A 21,633-nucleotide genomic window follows, 5' to 3' on the forward strand; every position below is an offset into this window, starting at 1 on the left:
TTTTTGAGTGTTGATCCGTGAGTGATTTGAGTCATATCCGCAATTTCTCCATCATCGCCCACATTGACCATGGCAAGTCGACGCTGGCCGATCGCTTCATCCAGATGTGCGGCGGCCTTGCCGAGCGCGAAATGGAAGCCCAGGTGCTGGACTCCATGGACCTGGAACGTGAACGCGGGATCACCATCAAGGCCCACAGCGTCACCCTCTATTACACCGCTCGCGATGGCATCAAGTACCAGCTGAACTTCATTGACACCCCGGGCCACGTTGACTTCACCTACGAAGTCAGCCGGTCGCTGGCGGCCTGTGAAGGTGCCTTGCTGGTGGTCGATGCCGGTCAGGGCGTTGAAGCGCAGTCGGTTGCCAACTGCTACACGGCGATCGAGCAGGGCCTGGAAGTCATGCCGGTCCTGAACAAAATCGACCTGCCACAGGCCGATCCGGACCGCGTCAAGGAAGAAATCGAAAAAATCATCGGCATCGATGCCACCGACGCGGTCACTTGCAGTGCCAAGACCGGTCTGGGCGTCGATGAAGTGCTGGAGCGCCTGGTCACCACCATTCCGGCGCCTACCGGCAACTACGACGATCCGCTGCAAGCGTTGATCATCGACTCCTGGTTCGACAACTACCTGGGCGTTGTGTCCCTGGTGCGTGTGCGCCACGGTCGTGTGAAGAAAGGCGACAAGATCCTGGTCAAGTCCACCGGCAAGATCCACCTGGTGGACAGCGTCGGTGTATTCAACCCGAAACACACCCCTACCGCCGACCTGAAGGCCGGTGAAGTGGGCTTCATCATCGCGAGCATCAAGGACATTCACGGTGCGCCAGTGGGCGACACCCTGACCTTGAGCTCCACCCCCGACGTTGACGTGCTGCCAGGTTTCAAACGCATTCAACCGCAGGTGTACGCCGGTCTGTTCCCGGTCAGCTCCGACGACTTCGAAGATTTCCGTGAAGCCCTGCAAAAGCTCACGCTCAACGACTCGTCGCTGCAGTACACCCCGGAAAGCTCCGACGCCCTGGGCTTCGGCTTCCGTTGCGGTTTCCTCGGCATGCTGCACATGGAAATCATCCAGGAGCGCCTGGAGCGCGAGTACGACCTGGACCTGATCACCACGGCGCCGACGGTAATTTTCGAGCTGTTGCTGAAAACCGGTGAAACGATCTACGTCGATAACCCGTCGAAGCTTCCGGACCTGTCCACGATCGAAGACATGCGCGAGCCGATCGTGCGGGCCAACATTCTTGTGCCGCAAGAACACCTGGGCAACGTTATTACCCTGTGCATCGAGAAGCGTGGCGTGCAGCACGACATGCTGTTCCTCGGTACTCAGGTTCAGGTGACCTACGATTTGCCGATGAACGAAGTGGTCCTGGACTTCTTCGACCGTCTGAAATCCACCAGCCGTGGCTATGCTTCGCTGGATTACCATTTCGATCGTTATCAATCGGCTAATCTGGTGAAACTGGATGTGTTGATCAACGGTGACAAGGTCGACGCCCTGGCGCTGATCGTGCACCGTGACAATGCGAACTACAAAGGTCGCCAGTTGACCGAGAAGATGAAAGAACTGATTCCACGGCAGATGTTCGACGTGGCAATCCAGGCCGCCATTGGCGGTCAGATTGTGGCGCGGACAACCGTCAAGGCACTCAGAAAGAACGTATTGGCCAAATGCTACGGTGGTGACGTCAGCCGTAAGAAAAAGCTGCTGGAAAAGCAAAAGGCCGGTAAGAAACGCATGAAGCAAGTCGGCAACGTGGAAATTCCACAAGAAGCCTTCCTTGCAGTGCTCAGGTTGGATAGTTAGGTCCTATGTCACTAAATTTCCCGCTGTTGCTGGTCATCGCCGTGTTCGTCTGCGGCCTGTTGGCGTTGCTTGATCTGGTTTTCCTGGCGCCGCGTCGGCGTGCCGCCATCGCCTCCTATCAGGGCAGCGTCAGCCAGCCGGATGTGGTGGTGGTCGAGAAGCTGAACAAAGAGCCGCTACTGGTCGAATACGGCAAGTCGTTCTTCCCGGTGTTGTTCATCGTGCTGGTCCTGCGTTCGTTCCTGGTGGAGCCGTTCCAGATTCCTTCCGGCTCGATGAAACCGACGCTGGATGTCGGCGACTTCATTCTGGTGAGCAAGTTTTCCTACGGGATCCGCCTGCCGGTGATCGACAAGAAAGTCATCGATGTCGGTGATCCGCAGCGCGGCGATGTGATGGTGTTCCGTTACCCGAGTGATCCGAACGTCAACTACATCAAGCGTGTGGTCGGCCTGCCGGGTGACCAGGTTCGCTACACCGCCGACAAGCGCCTGTTCGTCAACGGCGAGTCGATTGCCGAGCAACTGGTCGGCTCCGAGCCGGGCACGCTGGGCAGCGCCGAGCTCTACAAGGAAAAACTCGGCGCCGCCGAGCACTTGATCCGCAAGGAAATGAGCCGTTATCGCGCATCGCCTGACCATACGTGGACCGTGCCTGCCGGGCACTACTTCATGATGGGCGACAACCGCGACAACTCGAACGACAGTCGTTACTGGGATGATCCGACTATTCCCAAGGATCTGCTGGGCATGGTTCCCGACAAGAATATCGTCGGCAAGGCCTTCGCAGTCTGGATGAGCTGGCCGGAACCCAAACTCAGTCACCTGCCGAATTTCTCGCGGGTTGGCCTGATCAAGTAATCACACACGGCGCTGTTGAACACAGCGCCGAATGCATTTCTGGAACTGCCACAATCGGCGCCAGACGCATGAAAACAATGATATTCAGGACGTAATTTTTGAACACAGCGTTAATTGTCCCAAGCCTGCGCCGCACCACGGCGATGGCGGTGGAATCCAGCCACGAACTCAGCGTGGGTAAACCGTGAGCGTCTCCTTAAGCCGTCTAGAGCGTCAGCTCGGCTACACCTTCAAGGATCAGGAACTGATGGTCCTGGCCCTGACTCACCGCAGCTTTGCCGGGCGCAACAACGAACGCCTGGAATTCCTCGGTGATGCCATCCTCAACTTCGTCGCTGGCGAGGCGCTGTTCGATCGCTTCCCGCTGGCCCGCGAAGGCCAGTTGTCGCGTTTGCGCGCACGTCTGGTGAAAGGTGAGACTCTGGCTGTACTGGCCCGCGGTTTCGATCTGGGCGATTACTTGCGTCTGGGTTCCGGCGAGTTGAAAAGCGGCGGTTTCCGTCGCGAGTCGATTCTGGCCGATGCCCTGGAAGCGCTGATCGGTGCGATCTACCTGGACGCCGGCATGGACGTGGCGCGCGAACGCGTGCTGGCCTGGCTGGCCGGCGAGTTCGAAGGCCTGACACTGGTCGACACCAACAAAGATCCAAAAACCCGCCTGCAGGAATTCCTGCAGTCCCGTGGTTGTGAGCTGCCGCGTTACGAAGTGGTGGATATCCAGGGTGAGCCGCATTGCCGGACGTTCTTCGTCGAATGCGAAATCACCTTACTGAATGAAAAAAGCCGAGGTCAGGGTGTGAGTCGTCGTATTGCCGAACAGGTAGCGGCCGCCGCAGCACTGATAGCCCTGGGTGTGGAGAATGGCAATGACTGATTCAACCGCAACACGCTGTGGCTATGTTGCCATCGTCGGCCGTCCCAACGTGGGCAAGTCCACGCTGCTGAACCACATCCTCGGCCAGAAGCTGGCGATCACTTCGCGCAAGCCTCAGACCACCCGCCACAACATGCTGGGCATCAAGACCGAAGGCGCCGTCCAGGCGATCTACGTCGACACCCCGGGCATGCACAAGGGCGGCGAAAAGGCCTTGAACCGCTACATGAACAAGACCGCTTCGGCGGCGTTGAAAGACGTCGACGTGGTGATCTTCGTGGTGGATCGCACCAAGTGGACCGACGAAGACCAGATGGTGCTTGAGCGTGTCCAGTACGTGACCGGCCCGCTGATCGTGGCGCTGAACAAGACCGATCGCATCGAAGACAAAGCCGAGCTGATGCCGCACCTGACCTGGCTGCAGGAACAGCTTCCGAACGCGCAGATCATGCCGATCTCGGCCCAGCACGGGCATAACCTCGACACGCTGGAGCGAGTGATCGCCGAGCACCTGCCGGAAAACGATCACTTCTTCCCGGAAGACCAGATCACCGACCGCAGCAGCCGCTTCCTCGCCGCTGAGCTGGTGCGTGAGAAAATCATGCGTCAGCTGGGCGCCGAGCTGCCATACCAGATCACCGTGGAAATCGAAGAGTTCAAGCAGCAGGGGAAAACCCTGCACATTCATGCGTTGATCCTCGTCGAACGTGACGGCCAGAAGAAAATCATCATTGGCGACAAGGGCGAGCGCATCAAGCGCATCGGCACCGAGGCGCGCAAGGACATGGAGCTGCTGTTCGACTCCAAGATCATGCTCAACCTCTGGGTCAAAGTGAAAGGCGGCTGGTCCGACGATGAGCGCGCATTGCGTTCGCTGGGTTACGGCGACCTGTAAACCTGAGCCCAGGTGATAAAACTGTGGGAGCGAGCCAGCTCGCGATAGCGGTCTGTCAGTCAACAATATTGTTGAATGTCAGTCCCTCATCGCGAGCAGGGTCGCTCCCACAGTGGTTTTGGGGTGTTAGTAAAATCGCGATCCGTCATTGAGAGCTCCATGTCCCAGCCCATCGGCCAACCCGCCTACGTCCTCCACTCCCGCGCCTACCGCGAAAACAGCGCACTGGTGGATTTCCTTACGCCGCAAGGTCGGCTGCGGGCGGTGTTGCGCAGTGCGCGGGGCAAGGCCGGGACGTTGGCGCGGCCGTTCGTGCCGCTGGAAGTCGAGTTCCGGGGGCGGGGCGAACTGAAGAATGTCGGGCGCATGGAAAGTGCCGGTACGTCGACATGGCTCATCGGTGAGGCGCTGTTCAGCGGGCTTTACCTCAATGAGCTACTGATTCGCCTGCTGCCATCAGAAGATCCCCATCCCGCTGTCTTCGATCACTACGCCGCGACTTTGCTTGCGCTGGCCGAAGGCCGCCCGCTGGAGCCTCTGCTGCGTTCCTTCGAATGGCGATTGCTCGACGATCTCGGTTACGGCTTCGCGCTGAACACCGACATCCACGGCGAACCCGTCGCGCCGGACGGTCTGTATCGGCTACAGGTGGATGCCGGCCTGGAGCGGGTCTACCTGCTGCAACCCGGTCTGTTCAACGGCACCGAGTTGCTGGCCATGGCCGACGCCGACTGGTCGGCTCCCGGCGCGTTGTCCGCCGCCAAGCGTTTGATGCGCCAGGCATTGGCCGTTCACCTGGGCGGTCGTCCCCTGGTTTCCCGAGAGTTGTTTCGAAAGCCGTAGGGTCTTGATCTTCGCTCCCACCAAGGATCAACAGACCTTGTTGCCCCGTGTATGCTGTGCGCCGAATCTTTAAATTCAGGAGCGCTTCCGTGACCACCAGCAATCGCATTCTTCTTGGCGTGAACATCGACCACGTTGCCACCCTGCGCCAGGCCCGGGGCACTCGCTATCCCGATCCGGTCAAGGCCGCACTGGACGCGGAAGAGGCGGGCGCTGACGGCATCACCGTGCACCTTCGCGAAGACCGTCGGCATATCCAGGAACGTGACGTGCTGGTGCTCAAGGATGTGCTGCAAACCCGCATGAACTTCGAAATGGGCGTCACCGAAGAAATGATGGTGTTCGCCGAGCGCATCCGCCCGGCGCACATTTGCCTGGTGCCGGAAACCCGCCAGGAACTGACCACCGAAGGCGGTCTGGACGTAGCGGGGCAGGAAGCGCGGATCAAGGCAGCAGTGGATCGCCTGGCGAAGATCGGTTGCGAAGTGTCACTGTTCATCGATGCGGACGAGCGGCAGATCGAAGCGTCCCGTCGTGTCGGGGCTCCGGCGATTGAGTTGCACACCGGTCGTTATGCCGATGCCGAGACACCAACGGACGTGGCTGAAGAGCTCAAGCGCGTGGCCGATGGCGTGGCATTTGGTCTGGCGCAGGGTTTGATCGTCAACGCCGGTCACGGTTTGCACTATCACAACGTCGAAGCGGTCGCGGCGATCAAGGGCATCAACGAACTGAACATCGGCCATGCGCTGGTGGCGCATGCGTTGTTTGTCGGGTTCAAGTCGGCTGTTGCCGAGATGAAGGCATTGATCCTGGCCGCCGCCAAAGCCTAAGCCGAACACAAAATCAAAATGTGGGAGCGGGCTTGCTCGCGAAGGCGGTGTGTCAGTTAACGTTGATGTCGACTGATATACCGCCTTCGCGAGCAAGCCCGCTCCCACATTTGATTTTAGCTGCCAGGATTAAAGCTGCGGGGTTTCCTGGCTCGGCTTGGTCTTGTCGACCCCCGGCACATGCAGATTGCCTTCGGCCACCTGATTGCCTTCCAGCTGAGGCTGCGTCACCCAGGTCAGGATGTCGTAGTAGCGACGGATGTTCGCCACGAAATGCACCGGCTCGCCGCCGCGGGCGTAGCCGTAACGGGTTTTGCTGTACCACTTCTTCTCGGACAGGCGCGGCAGGATCTTCTTCACGTCCAGCCACTTGTCCGGGTTCAGCCCTTCCTTGGCCGCCAGTTTGCGCGCGTCATCCAGGTGACCGCTGCCGACGTTGTAGGCCGCCAGCGCAAACCAGGTACGGTCCGGCTCCTGGATCGACTCATCCAGCTGTTCCTTCATGTAGGCCAGGTACTTGGCGCCGCCCATGATGCTCTGCTTCGGATCGAGGCGATTGGACACGCCCATGGCTTGCGCGGTGTTCTGGGTCAGCATCATCAGCCCACGCACGCCGGTCTTCGACGTGACGGCCGCTTGCCACAGGGATTCCTGATAACCGACCGCGGCCAGCAGGCGCCAGTCGACCTTCTCTTTCTTGGCGTAGGTCTTGAAGTGTTGCTCGTACTTGGGCAGTCGTTGCTGCAGATGCTGGGCGAAGGTGGTGGCGCCCATATAACCGAGTACGTCGACGTGCCCGTAATAGCGGTCCTTCAGGCGTTGCAGCGTGCCGTTCTTCTTCACCTTGTCGAGGTAGGCGTTGATCTCGTTGAGCAGGCTGTTGTCGTCGCCGGCGGCGACGGCCCAGCTCTGGTCGCTGGCGTCACCGAGGTCGAAGGCGACCCGAATGTTGGTGAAGTAGACCTGGTTCATCGCCACTTCGTTGGAGTCGACCAGGGTCAGGTCAATCTGGCCTTCATCGACCATGCGCAGCAGGTCGACGACTTCAACCGCGTCGGACTCTTCGTATTCAATGCCGGGAAACTTCTGTTTCAACTCCGCCAGTTGCCCGGCGTGGGTGCTGCCCTTGAGCACCATGATCTTCTTGCCCACCAGATCCTTTGCATCGGTCGGCCGCGACTGGCCGTTGCGATAGATGATCTGCGGGGTGACTTCCAGATAAGAGTGGGAAAACCGCACCTGCTGTTTGCGCGCTTCGCTGCTGACCAGGCCGGCCGCAGCGATCACCGGACCGTTGGGCTTGCCCACCTGGCTGTACAGGTCGTCAAGGTTGTCGGCGGTTTCGATCTTGAGTTCGACCCCCAGATCGTCGGCGAAGCGTTTCACCAGCTCGTATTCGAAGCCGGTTTCACCGTTGCGATCCTGAAAGTAGGTAGCGGGGCTGTTTCGGGTAACCACCCGCAGCACGCCATCCTCCTTTACGCGCTCCAGCGTGTTGGGTTTATCAACACAGCCACTGAGCATCAGGAAGAGTCCGGTTGCGATCAGCCATTTGGCGTACCGCGGACGCAAAGCCGTTGGGGAAAACATCTGCGCAGTATACGCAAAGGACCACGAGCGCCATATCTCGACAGCGAAGGCCTTGTCTGCTAGAGAGCGAAAAACCGCTCTGGAGCCCGCAGGAATGGGCTCGAATGGCTTTTTGTGACACAAAAAATAACACCTGGCCGGCCGCTGTTTCGGCCCCGGATACCCGGCCCGACGTCCGGGTGACGCCGCCCGTACCGTTTCGGGTGATGTCGCGGGCGGTTTAGGCTAGAATGCACGGCCTCAAAGCACACCCCTTCCCGAGGCTGTCCCGAAGATGTTGATCCTGCGCGGCGCTCCTGCCCTTTCTGCCTTTCGCCACAGCAAACTCCTTGAGCAACTGAGCCAGAAGGTTTCGGCTGTCAGCGGCTTGTATGCTGAATTCGCTCACTTCGCCGAAGTTACCGGCGTCCTGACCGGCGACGAACAGCAGGTGCTCGCGCGCCTTCTGAAGTACGGTCCAAGCGTACCGGTTCAAGAACCGACCGGTCGCCTGTTCCTGGTGTTGCCGCGTTTCGGCACCATCTCGCCGTGGTCCAGCAAGGCCAGCGACATCGCTCGCAATTGCGGCCTGAGCAAGATCCAGCGCCTGGAGCGCGGTATCGCGTTCTACGTCGCCGGCCAGTTCAGCGACGCCGAAGCGCAGCTGATCTCCGATGTTCTGCATGACCGCATGACCCAGATCGTCCTCGCCAACCTTGAACAGGCCGCCGGCCTGTTCAGCCACGCCGAACCGAAACCGCTGACCGCGATCGACGTGTTGGGTGGCGGCCGCGCCGCGCTGGAAAAAGCCAACACCGAGCTGGGCCTGGCCCTGGCCGAAGACGAGATCGACTACCTGGTCAACGCCTTCGTTGGTTTGAAGCGCAACCCGCACGACATCGAACTGATGATGTTCGCCCAGGCGAACTCCGAGCACTGCCGTCACAAGATCTTCAACGCCAGTTGGGACATCGACGGTCAGAGCCAGGAGAAAAGCCTGTTCGGCATGATCAAGAACACTTACCAGATGCACAGCGAAGGCGTTCTGTCCGCTTATAAGGACAACGCTTCGGTGATCGTCGGTAATGTCGCCGGCCGTTTCTTCCCGGACCCTGAAACCCGCCAGTACGGCGCGGTACAGGAGCCGGTGCACATTTTGATGAAAGTCGAAACGCACAACCACCCGACCGCGATTGCCCCGTTCCCGGGTGCGTCCACCGGTTCCGGTGGCGAGATCCGCGACGAAGGCGCTACCGGTCGTGGCGCCAAGCCAAAGGCCGGCCTGACCGGTTTCACCGTGTCGAACCTGCAGATCCCTGGCTTCGAACAGCCGTGGGAAGTGCCGTACGGCAAGCCTGAGCGCATCGTCACCGCGCTGGACATCATGATCGAAGGCCCACTGGGTGGCGCCGCGTTCAACAACGAATTCGGTCGTCCGGCCCTGACCGGTTACTTCCGTACCTTCGAACAGTCGATCACCACCCCGCGTGGCGACGAAGTTCGTGGTTACCACAAGCCGATCATGCTGGCCGGCGGCATGGGTAACATCCGTGCCGAACACGTACAGAAAGGCGAGATCACCGTCGGCTCCAAGCTGATCGTGCTCGGCGGCCCGGCGATGCTGATCGGTCTGGGCGGCGGCGCTGCTTCCTCCATGGCCACCGGCACCAGCTCGGCTGACCTGGACTTCGCTTCGGTTCAGCGCGAAAACCCTGAGATGGAACGTCGCTGCCAGGAAGTCATCGACCGTTGCTGGCAACTGGGTGACAAGAACCCGATCAGCTTCATCCACGACGTGGGTGCGGGCGGTCTGTCCAACGCCTTCCCGGAACTGGTCAACGACGGCAACCGTGGTGGCCGCTTCGAACTGCGCAACATTCCAAATGACGAGCCGGGCATGGCCCCGCACGAAATCTGGAGTAACGAATCCCAGGAACGCTATGTTCTGGCCGTCGGCCCTGCTGACTTCGAACGCTTCCAGGCGATCTGCGAGCGCGAGCGTTGCCCGTTCGCCGTGGTCGGCGAAGCCACTGCCGAGCCGCAACTGACGGTCACCGACAGCCACTTCGGCAACAGCCCGGTGGACATGCCACTGGAAGTGCTGCTGGGCAAAGCCCCGCGCATGCACCGTTCGGCCGTTCGTGAAAACGAGCTGGGCGACGATTTCGATCCGTCGACCCTTGAGATTGCAGACTGCGTCGAGCGCGTTCTGCATCACCCGGCCGTGGCGAGCAAAAGCTTCCTGATCACCATCGGCGACCGCACCATCACCGGCCTCGTGGCCCGTGACCAGATGGTCGGCCCATGGCAGGTTCCGGTGGCCGACGTTGCCGTCACCGCCACCAGCTTCGACGTCTACACCGGTGAAGCCATGGCCATGGGCGAGCGCACTCCGCTGGCTCTGCTGGACGCTCCGGCGTCGGGCCGCATGGCCATCGGCGAAACCCTGACCAACATCGCCGCTTCGCGCATCAACAAGATCTCCGACATCAAGCTGTCGGCGAACTGGATGTCCGCTGCCGGTCACCCGGGTGAAGACGCGCGTCTGTACGACACCGTGAAAGCGGTCGGCATGGAACTGTGCCCTGAGCTGGGCATCACCATTCCGGTGGGCAAGGACTCCATGTCCATGGCCACGCGCTGGAACGACAACGGCGAAGACAAGACCGTCACCTCGCCAATGTCCCTGATCGTGACCGGTTTCGCGCCAGTGGCTGACATCCGTCAGACCCTGACCCCGGAACTGCGCATGGACAAGGGCACCACCGACCTGATCCTGATCGATCTGGGCCGTGGCCAGAACCGCATGGGCGCCTCGATCCTGGCCCAGGTTCACGGCAAGCTCGGCTCGCAAGCGCCGGACGTCGATGATGCCGAAGACCTGAAAGCCTTCTTCGCGGTGATCCAGGGCCTCAACGCCGACGGTCACCTGCTGGCCTACCACGACCGTTCCGACGGTGGTCTGCTGACCAGCGCCGTGGAAATGGCCTTTGCCGGTCACTGCGGCCTGAGCCTGAACCTCGACGGTCTGGCGGAAACCTCCGCCGACATCGCAGCGATCCTGTTCAACGAAGAACTGGGCGCCGTGATCCAGGTTCGCCAGGACGCGACCCCGGACATCCTCGCGCAGTTCAGCGCTGCCGGTCTGGGCGAGTGCGTGTCGGTGATCGGTCAGCCAATCAACAATGGCGAGATCAGCATCACCTTCAACGGCGAAACCGTGTTCGAAGGCCAGCGTCGTCTGCTGCAGCGTACATGGGCTGAAACCAGCTACCAGATCCAGCGTCTGCGTGATAACGCCGACTGCGCCGAGCAAGAGTTCGACGTGCTGCTGGAAGAAGACAACCCGGGCCTGAGCGTCAAGCTGAGCTACGACGTCAACCAGGACGTCGCCGCGCCTTACATCAAGAAAAACATCCGTCCACAGGTTGCCGTGCTGCGTGAGCAGGGCGTCAACGGTCAGGTGGAAATGGCGGCCGCGTTCGACCGCGCCGGTTTCAACGCAATCGACGTGCACATGAGCGACATTCTGGCCGGCCGTGTCGACCTGAACGACTTCAAGGGCATGGTCGCTTGCGGCGGCTTCTCCTACGGCGACGTACTGGGTGCCGGTGAAGGCTGGGCCAAGTCCGCGCTGTTCAACAGCCGCGCCCGCGATGCGTTCCAGGGTTTCTTCGAACGTAGCGACAGCTTCACCCTTGGCGTGTGCAACGGTTGCCAGATGATGTCCAACCTGCACGAGCTGATCCCGGGCAGCGAGTTCTGGCCGCACTTCGTGCGTAACCGTTCCGAGCAGTTCGAAGCCCGTGTGGCAATGGTTCAGGTCCAGGAGTCGAACTCGATCTTCCTGCAAGGCATGGCCGGTTCGCGCATGCCGATCGCCATCGCACACGGCGAAGGTCATGCCGAGTTCTCCAGTGAAGAAGCGTTGCTGGAAGCCGATCTGTCGGGTTGCGTGGCGATGCGTTTCGTCGACAACCATGGCAAGGTCACCGAGAAGTACCCGGCCAACCCGAACGGCTCGCCGCGCGGGATCACCGGTTTGACCAGCCGCGACGGTCGCGTGACGATCATGATGCCGCACCCGGAACGTGTGTTCCGCGCTGTGCAGAACTCGTGGCGTTCGGAAGACTGGAACGAAGACGCGCCATGGATGCGCATGTTCCGTAACGCTCGCGTGTGGGTGAACTAAGCGCCGTGTACAAGCTCAGCTTCTTTGTTCCGACCAGCCATGTCGAAGTGGTCAAAAGCGCTGTGTTCGCTGCCGGTGGCGGGCGGATCGGTGCTTACGAGCACTGCGCATGGCAGGTGTTGGGCCTGGGTCAGTTTCGTCCAATGGAGGGCAGTCAGCCATTCATTGGCGAAGCAGGGCAGGTCGAACAGGTTGAGGAGTGGAAAGTTGAGCTGGTGGTGGCGGATGAGTTGATCCGTTCGGTGGTGGCGGCTTTGAAACAGAGCCATCCCTACGAGACACCGGCTTATGAAGTGTGGCGGCTGGAGGATTTCTGATCCGCTGACCGCTGTAATGAAAAACCCGCTACGGCGGGTTTTTTGTTGCCCACAATTCAACGGACCTACACCGCCCTTGTAGGAGCCGGCTTGCTGGCGATAGCGGTGTGTCAGGCGATAAATTTGTTGGCTGACCCACCGCTATCGTCGGAACGCCGCCCGCAGCAAGCCGGCTCCTACAGGGGGCGGTGTCGATCACAAAAAAGGCGACCCCCTCGCGGGAGTCGCCTTTGCTTTAACTGCCGCTAAAACTTATTCGGACAGTTTGTACGCAATCACATAGTCACCTTGCTTGGTGCCCAGCGACCCGTGACCGCCCGCCACGACGAGCACGTATTGCTTGCCGTCCTTGCCGGTGTAGGTCATCGGTGTGGTTTGCGCGCCCGCAGGCAGGCGACCTTCCCACAGTTGCTTGCCGTTTTTCACGTCGTAGGCACGCAGGTACTGGTCGAGGGTGCCGCTCAGGAAGCCAACGCCGCCGGCAGTGGTGAAGGTGCCGCCCAGGCTAGGCACACCCATGCTCAGCGGGATCGGAACCGGCGAGCTGTCGCGCACGGTGCCGTTCTTGTGTTTCCACAGGACTTTGGCGGTGGTCAGGTCAACCGCCGCTACATAACCCCATGCCGGCGCCTGGCACGGCAGGCCCATTGGCGACAGCAATGCTTCGAGGACTACGCCGTACGGCGCGCCTTTGTTGGGCTGCACGCCTTCGGTTTCGCTTTTACGCGGGCCTTGGGCTGCGATTTCGGCGGCCGGGATCAGTTTCGATTTGAACGCCATGTAGCTCGGGTTCACGAAAGCGATCTGACGCACCGGGTCAACCGAGATGCCGCCCCAGTCGAACACGCCGAAGTTGCCTGGATACACGATCGAACCCTGCAGCGACGGCGGGGTGAACGGGCCGTCGTAGCGCATGGATTTGAAGTCGATCCGGCAGATCAGTTGGTCGAACGGCGTCACGCCCCACATGTCGCGCTCTTGCAGCGGCGGTGGCATGAGGTTGAGGTCGGATTTCGGTTGGGTCGGCGAGGTGTGATCACCTTCGACAGCGCCTTGCGGAACTGGCACTTCGTTGATCGGCACAATCGCCTGGCCGGTGCTGCGATCCAGTACGTAAATGCTGCCTTGCTTGGTGGACGCGAGTACCGCCGGCTTCACGCCGTCTGCGGTTTTCAGGTCCATCAGGGTTGGCTGGCCACCGACGTCCATGTCCCACAGGTCATGGTGGGTGAACTGGAAGTGCCAGCGCACTTTGCCGGTGCCGATGTCGAGGGCGGTCAGGCCGGCGGCGTGCAGTTCCGATTCCGGGGTGCGAGCGCCACCGAACTGGTCCGGCGTCTGGTTGCCCATCGGCAGGTACAGCATGCCGAGTTTTTCGTCGACGGCGAACATCGACCACATGTTCGGCGAGTTGCGGGTGTAGACCTTGCCTTCGGCAATCGGCGTGGTGTCGTCCGGGTTGCCGCTGTCCCAGTTCCACACCAGTTTGCCGGTGTGCACGTCGAACGCGCGGATCACGCCGCTCGGCTCGTCGGTGGAGACGTTGTCGGTGACGTGGCCGCCAATCACCACCAGGTCCTTGGTGACCGCTGGAGGCGAAGTGGAGTAGTAGCCACCGGCGGTGAAACCACCGATGTTGGCGCGCAGGTCGACCTGGCCTTTGTCGCCGAAGTCTTCGCACATCTTGCCGGTGTCGGCGTTCAGGGCGATCAGGCGGGTGTCGGCGGTCGGCAGGAAGATACGGCGTGGGCAGACGCTGGCGACAGGCGCGCTGGCGCTGCCGGTCGGGCTCTGCTCGGAGGCGTAAGCCGCGTCATCGTGATACGTCACGCCACGGCAGGTCATGTGCGCCCAACCCTTGAAGTTCGCCGCGTTTTGCGTGGAGAGCTTCGGATCGAAACGCCAGATTTCCTTGCCGGTGTCCGGGTCCAGCGCGATCACCTGGCTGTGCGGCGTACACACATAGAGCATGCCGTTGGCTTTCAGCGGAGTGTTTTCAGCGGTGGTTTCACCCGGATCGTTCGGCCCCGGCAGGTCGCCGGTGCGGTAGGTCCAGGCCGGAACGAGCTTGTTGACGTTCTGCGGGGTGATCTGCGCCAGCGGCGAGTAACGGTCACCGTGAGCGCTGCGGCCGTAGGAGTTCCAGTCACCGTCGGGCATGGCCGGGGCGGTGTTGGTCATGCCCGGCACGCTGTCGCGGTCCAGTTGGCCTTTGATTTCACCAGGGTTGGTGAATTGGCTGGCCAGTGCGGCCACGCCTGCGAGCACCACGGCCACGCTCAGTGCGCCGGTGCCTTTCGGTGCAGCGCCTTCGCGCAGCAGCGGACGACGGAACCACGGCAGCAGCATGACGATACCCAGCGCGAACAACATTGCCAGACGCGGCACCAGTTGCCACCAGTCGAGGCCGACTTCCCACAAGGCCCAAACGGTGCTGGCGAACAGCACCAGCGCGTACAGGCCCAAGGCTGCGCGGCGGGCAAGGATCAGCAACACGCCGGTCAGCGCCAGGCCGATACCGGCCAGCAGGTAATACAGCGAGCCGCCGAGCATGCTCAGCTTGATCCCCCCGGCCAGCATGGCCAGGCCCATTAGCAGAAGCAGAATGCCGAGCAGGGTCGGCAATAGACGGCTTCGACTCAAAGCACCATCAGTGCTCATAGTGTGGTTCTCCGTGACGTTTCAAGTAGTCCCGCGCAAGTTCACTGTAGATGACGATCCGGCGCGGGCAGGGTTCATGTAAAGAAGTTCGGTTGATGCGGTCCCTGTAGGAGCCGGCTTGCCGGCGATAGCGGTGTGTCAGTCGACATCTGTATTGGCTGATACACCGCCATCGCCGGCAAGCCGGCTCCTACAAGGTTTTGCGTTGTTCTTTAGAACGATGACTGGATCTTGATCCCGCCAATCAGTGCGTCATCGACCTTGTCCACGCCACCGGGGTGGCGGATGTATTGCAGGTTCGGGCGCACGGTCAGCCAGTTGGTGACGTGCACGCCGTAATAGAGTTCGGCGCTGTACTCGGTGTCCTGCGGCGGCAGGAAGGACGGATCGTCGAAGTCGGAGACCGCGTGGGCCTGATTGCTCGCCTCGGCGTTCTTGCGATAGGCCGGGTTGACGTGAACACGGGCGAGGGCGAAACCGATGTCGTCCTTGGCGCGCGCATCGAACAAGCCTTTGTAGACGACGCCCGCCTGGACATAGTTGTCGATGGCGTTGGTCTTCTTGTCGTGCATCGTGCCGTTGGCGAACACGCTCAGGCCACGGGAATTGTCGCTGGCGCGGCTGGTGATCTGCTGCTGCACACCCAGCCAGACGCCGTGCTTGCTCGACGCGCTGCGGTAGGCCTCGCCACTCAGGGCGGCGGGCTGGCCATTGCTGTCCTTGTAGGCATCCGTGGCGTTAGCGTTGCTGTAGTAATAACCGGCGCGGTATTCGCCCGGCAGGCCGTTGAGCTTCGGCGTCCACACCAGCTCCACCGGCAAAATTGCGCCCTGGGTGCCGCTGCCGCTGAGCTTGAAACCATTGCCGCGATCGAGGTTCGACGGGTTCTGCTCATACGCGCCGACCTGCGCGTACAGCTCTGGCGTCAGGTGATACTTGACCCGCATCGCCCACTGGCTGACCGGCCAGTTGTACCAGATGCCCCCGACCCAGTTACCGACCTGGGAGCCGCAGAACGCCAGGTTCTGGAAGTCGCAGGGGAAACTGTTGAAATCTTCGCCTTCGCCGAAACGGCCGACCTTGATGTCGAGTTTCTGATCGAAGAATTTCTGCTGATACCACATCTGCGTCAGGCGCCAGGTTTGCCCGCGACCCCAGACTTCTTGCGCTGAAGTGAAACCGCCGACCCGTGGATCGTTGATCCGGTCGTTGCTGATGTTGTTGCCGTTACGCTCGGTGATGGTCAGCTGAAATTCCGCGTCGTCCCAACCGAGGATCTTCTGCAGATCGAGATGCGTGCCGAGACCGAACTGATCGCTGTAGCGCGCGGTGCGATCGTGGTCGTAGCCGCCGTGCAGATTGCTGCCCATTTCACCGGTGTAATCGACTTTGAAGTCGTAGCCTTTTTCCGAAAGTTCGGTGCGCGTGCCGTTCCAGTCGCCGAGCATCCACGGCGATTCGCTATCGAAGGCCGGAGCGGCCTGAACGCAGGTGGCGAGGCCCAGCGCGGTGAATCCGCCGATCAGGTTGAGGATTTTTCGCTGGGAAACAGGCGTGCAGACAGCGCTGTCTCGCAAAAATTGAACATAAGGCATAGAGAGGGAATTCTTGATCTTTTTCTGGGGAGTGAGGGGCGAAGCGGTTAGCGGAAGCGTTTCAGCAGGTTCGGGCGTAAGGATAATGTTCTGTTACAAATAGAGAAAGGCCTTTTGCCGAGATGAATTTTTGTTGATTCGGTAACAGTCAGCACACCACCGCAACCTGTAGGAGCCGGCTTGCCGGCGATGGCGGTCTCACGTTCTATGCAAGATTCAATGGCCCCATCGCTGGCAAACGGAACGCCGCCCGGCCGCTCCTACAAGGGATTGCGTGATCACGTTCAAATGTTTTGTCCCGTTTCGCCTACATTCAACAGATAGCGCACAGACGCCTTTCCCCCAAGGCGGCCCTCGGCTAAGGTGCGCGGCTTCCAATTCATCTATCGCTCGAAGGCCCGGCATGACCGAACAGAACAACAACCCGCTGCATGGCGTGACACTGGAGCAGATCCTCAACGCGCTGGTTGAACATTACGAATGGTCGGGGCTGGCCGAGCGCATCGATATCCGCTGCTTCAAGAGTGATCCGAGCATCAAGTCGAGCCTGACCTTCCTGCGCAAGACTCCGTGGGCGCGGGAGAAGGTCGAACGCTTGTACGTCAAGTTGATGCGTACCAAGCGACCGCTCTGAACATGATCATGCAACCTGCCGTGCGCCGTCGTTTTGTGGCCGTGGTTGCTGTCCTCGGCTGGGCGGGATTGAGCATTCAGCTGTACCTGATTTTCTATTCGCGCTGGACGCTGGGCGCCAGTCTGTTGGGCGGGCTGGTGAGTTTTTTCAGCTACTTCACCGTGCTCAGCAACACGCTGGTGGCGACCGTGCTGACCTGCGCACTGACGTCCCGCGAGTCGGCTGCGCACCGCTGGTTTTTGCAGCCGTGGGTGAGCGGCGCGATTGCCGTGAGCATCGCCGTGGTCGGCCTTGCCTACAACATTCTGTTGCGCCATCTGTGGCATCCCGAAGGCTGGCAATGGCTGGCCGATGAACTGTTGCACGACGTCATGCCGTTGCTGTTTCTGGCCTGGTGGTGGTTGTGTGTGCCCAAAGGCACCCTGCGTCTGCGGCACATTGCGTTGTGGGTGATTTACCCGTTGCTGTACTTCGCGTATGCGCTGCTGCGCGGGCATTTGCTGGCGGTTTATCCCTATCCGTTCATAGATGTCGACAAGCTGGGTTATCCACAGGTGTTTGCGAATGCAGGCGGATTGTTGGCGGGGTTTGTGGTGATTGCGTTGTTGGTTATCGCGCTGGATCGGTGGCGCCTGAATCACACGGACCTGTAGGAGCCGGCTTGCCGGCGATGGCGGCCTCAATATCGATGCAAGATTCAAGGGCCTCATCGCCGGCAAGCCGGCTCCTACAAGGTCTGTGTTTATTCTTCGTCGGTGTCGTCCAGGCGCCAATAGCCGACGGCTTTGACGAACTGCTCGTTCAGCCCGTGCTCGTCCAGCAGCACCCGCCGAATCTGCCGCGACACTTTGGTCTCGGTCGCCACCCACGCGTATAGATTGCCGCCGGGCACTTGCAGCTGTTTCACGGTGGTCAGCAAGTTGTTCTTGCCACCCTCGCGCAACACCCAGATCACATTGACCTGCGCCGGGCTTTCGAGCTTTTGCTGTTCCGCGCCGTTCTCCACTTCAATGATCACCAGTGCCTGGCGATTGGCCGCCAAACCCTCCAGGCGCCGCGCAATCGCTGGGATCGCCGTTTCGTCACCGATCAGCAAATAGCTGTCGAACATGTCCGGAACGATCATCGATCCCCGTGGCCCGCCAATGTGCAGGAATTGCCCCGGTTTGGCCTGTTCCGCCCAGGTCGAAGCAGGGCCGTCGCCGTGCAACACGAAGTCGATGTCCAGTTCCAGCGTGTCGAGGTCGTAGCGACGCGGCGTGTAGTCGCGCATCGCCGGCATCGGGCCGTTGTCCTTGCCGGCACCGAGCACCAGGGTCTCCAGCGCCGCTTGTTCTGCCGCGTTCTGCGGGAACAGCAGTTTGACGTGGTCGTCTGTGCCGAGGCTGATGAACCCTGCCAGCTCTGGCCCACCCAGGGTAATCCGGCGCATGCGCGGGGTCAGGTCAACCACGCGCAACACTTGCAGGCGGCGGCGTTTGATTTCATGCATGACGCGGTGAATGGTGTGCTCGATCACTTCAGTCATTCAGCTTTCTCCTGAGCGGGTTGAACCAAGGGGCCGTCGACGATGGCTTTGGCGGTGTTGTTGAGCAGGGCGGCGACCCGGATGATTTCTTCCGCGCTCCAGCGACCGTGGTGCAGTTGCAACGCATGACGAAGGTTATGCACCGCTTCGTGGATCTCGGGCGGACGGTCATGGCCGCGCAATGAGCGCTTGCTGACATCGATGCGCATCCGCACGCCGTCCAGTGCAACCGCTTGCTCACTTAAAGACAGACGACCGGCGTCGGTCACGCTGTAACGTTTTTTTCCGCCTTCGGCATCGCCCTGGATCATTTCGCTTTCTTCCAGAAAGGTCAGGGTCGGGTAGATCACGCCGGGGCTGGGACTGTAGGCGCCGTCGAACATGCCTTCGATCTGGCGGATCAAGTCGTAGCCATGGCAGGGCTGTTCGGCGATGAGCGCCAGCAGCAACAATTTCAGATCGCCGGGGGCAAACACCCGTGGGCCGCGACCGCCGCGTTCGCGGCCGGGACGTTTCTCGAAGCCGTCGCGGCCGTCACCGTGTTCGCGGTGGGGGGAATGATGGTCTCTCATTTTTCCTTCTCTTTGTCGTGTTTAGATACAACTTAAGATATATCTTATCGAGAAGGCAAGCGAACAGGACCAACGGTCGTCGCCGAAGGACGTCGTGGCGGATTTCAGTGCGGGGCGGGAAAAAAGCCTTTTTGTGGCTTGCTGTTTTAGAGTGATTAATCTAATTATGTGTAACTAACAGAGAGTGATTATTAATAATTAGACCTAAGTAGTCTTTATCTTACAGAGACTGTATTTAGTTTGGCTGTGTGCTTTTTTCGTTAAAACTGTTTGTAGTATGTTTCTGTCGGGTGAACGGTTTAATTATTGATTTTGCAGATTTTTTCTACTTGCTCATGGGCGGTTGTTACTACAAGTTCTTCGGAAGTTACGTACTTACTTTCTCAGGTAATTGGCCGATCATTCTCTCCGTCGAAAGTTGAGCCAAATTGCCACTATTCAAGACGGCGATAGGGACGATTCACGCTTTCCACGGACCAATCCTTTGAAAATACAGGTACTAAACAATGTTCAAGAAGTTTGCAATCGCCGTTCCGATGACCCTCCTGGCCCTGAGTGCTTCGATGGCGTTCGCTGCGGATGAGTCGCGCACCTCCATCAACATCACTGCAGAAATCCCGAGCAAGGTGTTTCACGCTCAACCCGTGGACCTGGACTTCGGTAAAGACGAAAGAATGCAATACCAAATTGGCGCCGGCACCCTGTCGGAGGTCCGTGGCACCTACGATATCCAGCACACCAACGGCTCGGTGGGCGCTTACGTCGTCGGCGGCCCGACGCCGCTGTTCAACGGTAATGCGACCTTGAACATTCCGTTGACCTACTCCTTCAACGGCACAGTTCTGACTGCCGATTCGCAGGAAGTGGTCGGCGATACCGAGTCCAACGGTGGCATGCGCGCAGACCTGGTGATTACGGCCGACAAGCCGGGCAACAATCAGGTGGGTATTTACACTGCCAATCCCGTCGTCATGTTTGATGCCATTCCGCGCATCTGAATGACAGCGTTCTGTCAGCAAGTTCTTGCTTGATAACGCGCACCGATCGATAGGGCCGTAACCCCTGTCGATCGGGTTTCACCGTCTTTATCCACAGAGTATTTCTTTCATGTTCCCGATGACTCCCATCGCGACGGCGCTTGCCTTGTGTTTTTGCGCAACTGCCCTGGCCGCGCCAGCGGATAACGGCCATACACCTCGAAGTTTGCTGGCGCAGGCCAAGGGTTTGCCGAGCGAATTCGAAGAGCATTTCTTCGATGTACCGTTGGCGGTGCGCGTGGAACTTGATCAACAATTTCTGGGGGAGGCGATGGTCGTGTTAACCCGCGACGACCGCATCACCCTCGTTGACTTCACCGATGTCAGCGACAGCACGATCAAAGCCAGTGAACGCGACACTTGGTCTAACTATTTGAAGCAAGGCGTGGCGCTGGGCAACTGCGAGGCGAAATGCCCCGAGTCGCTATTGGCCGTGCACTACAGCCTGGAAAACTCGCTGGTGTCGATCCTCACGGAAAACGCCGAGCGCGACGATCAGGTCCAGCGTTATTACAACCAGCCCGAAGGCGGCAGCACCGGGTTGATCGTGCGCAACCAGTTGAACCTCAACGGCGGGCAAAACCAGGACCTGGGCGGGCGCTATGGTCTTGAAGCCAGCAGCAGCCTCGGTAACTGGACTCAAGCGGTGAACCTGCAACTGTCGCGACTGGGCGGTGTGGATAACCAGACCTATCACGCCGTGCATGAGCTTTATACCCAGCGTGAACTGGAAGGCAACTTTGTACGCCTGGGTTATTTCACCCCGACCTCCGAAGGGCTGACTCGCCAACCGCGCTCCTTCGGCGCGAGTCCCGACACGGCGTTGGGTTTGATGTACGGCAGCTCCGACAGCCTGGCCATCAACCAGCCGACACCGGCGGTTTACCCTATCTACGTCACCGCCAATCGCCAGGGCTCGGTGGAGATCTACCGCGACGGTTTGCTGATCAATACGCAGGCGATGCCCGCAGGCCTGCAAACCCTCGACACGCGGCCGTTGCCCGGCGGTATCTATGAAGTGGAAGTGCGCCTGATCGAAGACGGCCAGATCACCTCCAGCACCCAGGAACTGGTCTACAAACCGAATAACTGGCGCAACCACGACGAGCAATGGCGCTACAACCTGTTCGCCGGGCGTGAGTCCAAATTGCTCAGCAACTGGGACGATCAGAACGACGGCGACATGACGGCCGGTGCCGCCTTCAACTTTCTGCTGCACCCGCGAGTCATCCTCGGCCTGTCAGGTCGACAGGTGCGTGACAGCCTGCAATACGGCACCTCGGTCGATTGGGCCGTCGTCAACAATGCCAGCGTCTATGCCAACGTCTACAAGACCGAGGACTACGGCACCGGCCTCGACGTGCAGGGGCTTTATTCCTATGGCAGCGGCAGCATCGTCGCCAGCC

17 protein-coding genes are annotated in these 21,633 nt (G+C 60.1%); 12 read left to right on the top strand and 5 right to left on the bottom strand.

The annotated features are described in order from the left end of the window. The first annotated feature begins 17 nt into the window (after nucleotides 1–17). From lepA to pdxJ, 6 genes are all read left to right on the top strand, one after another. Nucleotides 18–1,817 carry a translation elongation factor 4 gene (gene lepA, locus PMI32_RS21400; protein WP_008026688.1) on the top strand — a complete coding sequence of 600 codons (1,800 nt, stop codon included), beginning with the start codon at nucleotides 18–20 and terminating at the stop codon, nucleotides 1,815–1,817. Nucleotides 1,818–1,822: 5 nt separating this feature from the next. Continuing rightward, nucleotides 1,823–2,677, top strand: coding sequence for a signal peptidase I (gene lepB / locus PMI32_RS21395; RefSeq protein ID WP_008026689.1), 855 nt, complete (start codon nucleotides 1,823–1,825; stop codon nucleotides 2,675–2,677). Nucleotides 2,678–2,861: 184 nt separating this feature from the next. Beyond that, the gene (gene rnc, locus PMI32_RS21390) at nucleotides 2,862–3,551 is read left to right on the top strand and encodes a ribonuclease III (protein ID WP_032828632.1); all 690 of its coding nucleotides are present in this window, start codon (nucleotides 2,862–2,864) and stop codon (nucleotides 3,549–3,551) included. Further along, nucleotides 3,544–4,446 (top strand): GTPase Era, encoded by a 903-nt coding sequence (era, locus tag PMI32_RS21385; protein ID WP_008026691.1) that lies wholly within the window; start codon nucleotides 3,544–3,546, stop codon nucleotides 4,444–4,446. Before rnc ends, era begins: the two co-directional genes overlap by 8 nt. Nucleotides 4,447–4,605: 159 nt before the next feature. Further along, nucleotides 4,606–5,289 (top strand): DNA repair protein RecO, encoded by a 684-nt coding sequence (gene recO / locus PMI32_RS21380; protein ID WP_008026692.1) that lies wholly within the window; start codon nucleotides 4,606–4,608, stop codon nucleotides 5,287–5,289. An 89-nt stretch (nucleotides 5,290–5,378) separates the two neighbouring features. Then, entirely contained in the window at nucleotides 5,379–6,122 is a 744-nt protein-coding gene (gene pdxJ, locus PMI32_RS21375; RefSeq protein WP_008026693.1) for a pyridoxine 5'-phosphate synthase, read from the top strand. A 129-nt stretch (nucleotides 6,123–6,251) separates the two neighbouring features. On the opposite strand, the gene mltF is transcribed toward pdxJ, so the two are convergent. Then, nucleotides 6,252–7,712, bottom strand: a complete 1,461-nt coding sequence (mltF, locus tag PMI32_RS21370; RefSeq protein ID WP_032828633.1) for a membrane-bound lytic murein transglycosylase MltF — start codon at nucleotides 7,710–7,712, stop codon at nucleotides 6,252–6,254. Nucleotides 7,713–7,986: 274 nt separating this feature from the next. Here mltF and purL point away from each other — a divergent pair, with 274 nt between their 5' ends. Beyond that, the gene (gene purL, locus PMI32_RS21365; RefSeq protein ID WP_008026695.1) at nucleotides 7,987–11,883 is read left to right on the top strand and encodes a phosphoribosylformylglycinamidine synthase; all 3,897 of its coding nucleotides are present in this window, start codon (nucleotides 7,987–7,989) and stop codon (nucleotides 11,881–11,883) included. 5 nt (nucleotides 11,884–11,888) lie between these two features. Beyond that, nucleotides 11,889–12,200 carry a YqfO family protein gene (locus PMI32_RS21360; RefSeq protein ID WP_032828634.1) on the top strand — a complete coding sequence of 104 codons (312 nt, stop codon included), beginning with the start codon at nucleotides 11,889–11,891 and terminating at the stop codon, nucleotides 12,198–12,200. Nucleotides 12,201–12,452: 252 nt separating this feature from the next. Here the strand turns inward: PMI32_RS21360 and PMI32_RS21355 are convergent, their stop codons facing one another. Together PMI32_RS21355 and PMI32_RS21350 are read right to left on the bottom strand one after the other, a co-directional pair. Continuing rightward, complete coding sequence (locus tag PMI32_RS21355; RefSeq protein ID WP_008026697.1) at nucleotides 12,453–14,861, bottom strand: glucose/quinate/shikimate family membrane-bound PQQ-dependent dehydrogenase; 2,409 nt, start codon at nucleotides 14,859–14,861, stop codon at nucleotides 12,453–12,455. Between the two features lie 212 nt (nucleotides 14,862–15,073). Beyond that, nucleotides 15,074–16,456 carry a carbohydrate porin gene (locus PMI32_RS21350; protein WP_008026698.1) on the bottom strand — a complete coding sequence of 461 codons (1,383 nt, stop codon included), beginning with the start codon at nucleotides 16,454–16,456 and terminating at the stop codon, nucleotides 15,074–15,076. A gap of 403 nt (nucleotides 16,457–16,859) precedes the next feature. Here PMI32_RS21350 and PMI32_RS21345 point away from each other — a divergent pair, with 403 nt between their 5' ends. Together PMI32_RS21345 and PMI32_RS21340 are read left to right on the top strand one after the other, a co-directional pair. Continuing rightward, entirely contained in the window at nucleotides 16,860–17,090 is a 231-nt protein-coding gene (locus tag PMI32_RS21345; protein ID WP_007903672.1) for a VF530 family protein, read from the top strand. A 2-nt stretch (nucleotides 17,091–17,092) separates the two neighbouring features. Then, on the top strand, nucleotides 17,093–17,743 hold the full coding sequence (locus tag PMI32_RS21340) for a Pr6Pr family membrane protein (protein ID WP_008026699.1): 651 nt from the start codon (nucleotides 17,093–17,095) through the stop codon (nucleotides 17,741–17,743). A gap of 89 nt (nucleotides 17,744–17,832) precedes the next feature. Here PMI32_RS21340 and PMI32_RS21335 read toward each other — a convergent pair whose 3' ends face one another. Further along, the gene (locus PMI32_RS21335; protein ID WP_008026700.1) at nucleotides 17,833–18,618 is read right to left on the bottom strand and encodes a siderophore-interacting protein; all 786 of its coding nucleotides are present in this window, start codon (nucleotides 18,616–18,618) and stop codon (nucleotides 17,833–17,835) included. Beyond that, nucleotides 18,615–19,190 (bottom strand): PadR family transcriptional regulator, encoded by a 576-nt coding sequence (locus tag PMI32_RS21330; RefSeq protein ID WP_008026701.1) that lies wholly within the window; start codon nucleotides 19,188–19,190, stop codon nucleotides 18,615–18,617. The genes PMI32_RS21335 and PMI32_RS21330 overlap by 4 nt, the downstream gene beginning before the upstream one ends. Before the next feature lie 506 nt (nucleotides 19,191–19,696). Here PMI32_RS21330 and PMI32_RS21325 point away from each other — a divergent pair. After that, a complete protein-coding gene (locus PMI32_RS21325; RefSeq protein WP_008026703.1) occupies nucleotides 19,697–20,188 on the top strand; it encodes a CS1 type fimbrial major subunit in 492 nt (163 codons plus the stop codon). Nucleotides 20,189–20,297: 109 nt separating this feature from the next. Continuing rightward, a partial coding sequence (locus PMI32_RS21320; protein WP_008026704.1) for a TcfC E-set like domain-containing protein occupies nucleotides 20,298–21,633 on the top strand: 1,336 nt, incomplete at its 3' end.

It is taken from the genome of Pseudomonas sp. GM60, assembly GCF_000282415.1.
Classification (GTDB): Bacteria; Pseudomonadota; Gammaproteobacteria; order Pseudomonadales; family Pseudomonadaceae; genus Aquipseudomonas; species Aquipseudomonas migulae.

Coding starts and splice junctions, on each gene's coding strand:
- lepB (WP_008026689.1), top strand. CDS start 1,823: ATGTCACTAAATTTCCCGCTGTTGCTGGTCATCGCCGTGTTCGTCTGC.
- era (WP_008026691.1), top strand. CDS start 3,544: ATGACTGATTCAACCGCAACACGCTGTGGCTATGTTGCCATCGTCGGC.
- recO (WP_008026692.1), top strand. CDS start 4,606: ATGTCCCAGCCCATCGGCCAACCCGCCTACGTCCTCCACTCCCGCGCC.
- mltF (WP_032828633.1), bottom strand. CDS start 7,712: ATGTTTTCCCCAACGGCTTTGCGTCCGCGGTACGCCAAATGGCTGATC.
- purL (WP_008026695.1), top strand. CDS start 7,987: ATGTTGATCCTGCGCGGCGCTCCTGCCCTTTCTGCCTTTCGCCACAGC.
- PMI32_RS21355 (WP_008026697.1), bottom strand. CDS start 14,861: ATGAGCACTGATGGTGCTTTGAGTCGAAGCCGTCTATTGCCGACCCTG.
- PMI32_RS21350 (WP_008026698.1), bottom strand. CDS start 16,456: ATGCCTTATGTTCAATTTTTGCGAGACAGCGCTGTCTGCACGCCTGTT.
- PMI32_RS21345 (WP_007903672.1), top strand. CDS start 16,860: ATGACCGAACAGAACAACAACCCGCTGCATGGCGTGACACTGGAGCAG.
- PMI32_RS21340 (WP_008026699.1), top strand. CDS start 17,093: ATGATCATGCAACCTGCCGTGCGCCGTCGTTTTGTGGCCGTGGTTGCT.
- PMI32_RS21335 (WP_008026700.1), bottom strand. CDS start 18,618: ATGACTGAAGTGATCGAGCACACCATTCACCGCGTCATGCATGAAATC.
- PMI32_RS21330 (WP_008026701.1), bottom strand. CDS start 19,190: ATGAGAGACCATCATTCCCCCCACCGCGAACACGGTGACGGCCGCGAC.
- PMI32_RS21325 (WP_008026703.1), top strand. CDS start 19,697: ATGTTCAAGAAGTTTGCAATCGCCGTTCCGATGACCCTCCTGGCCCTG.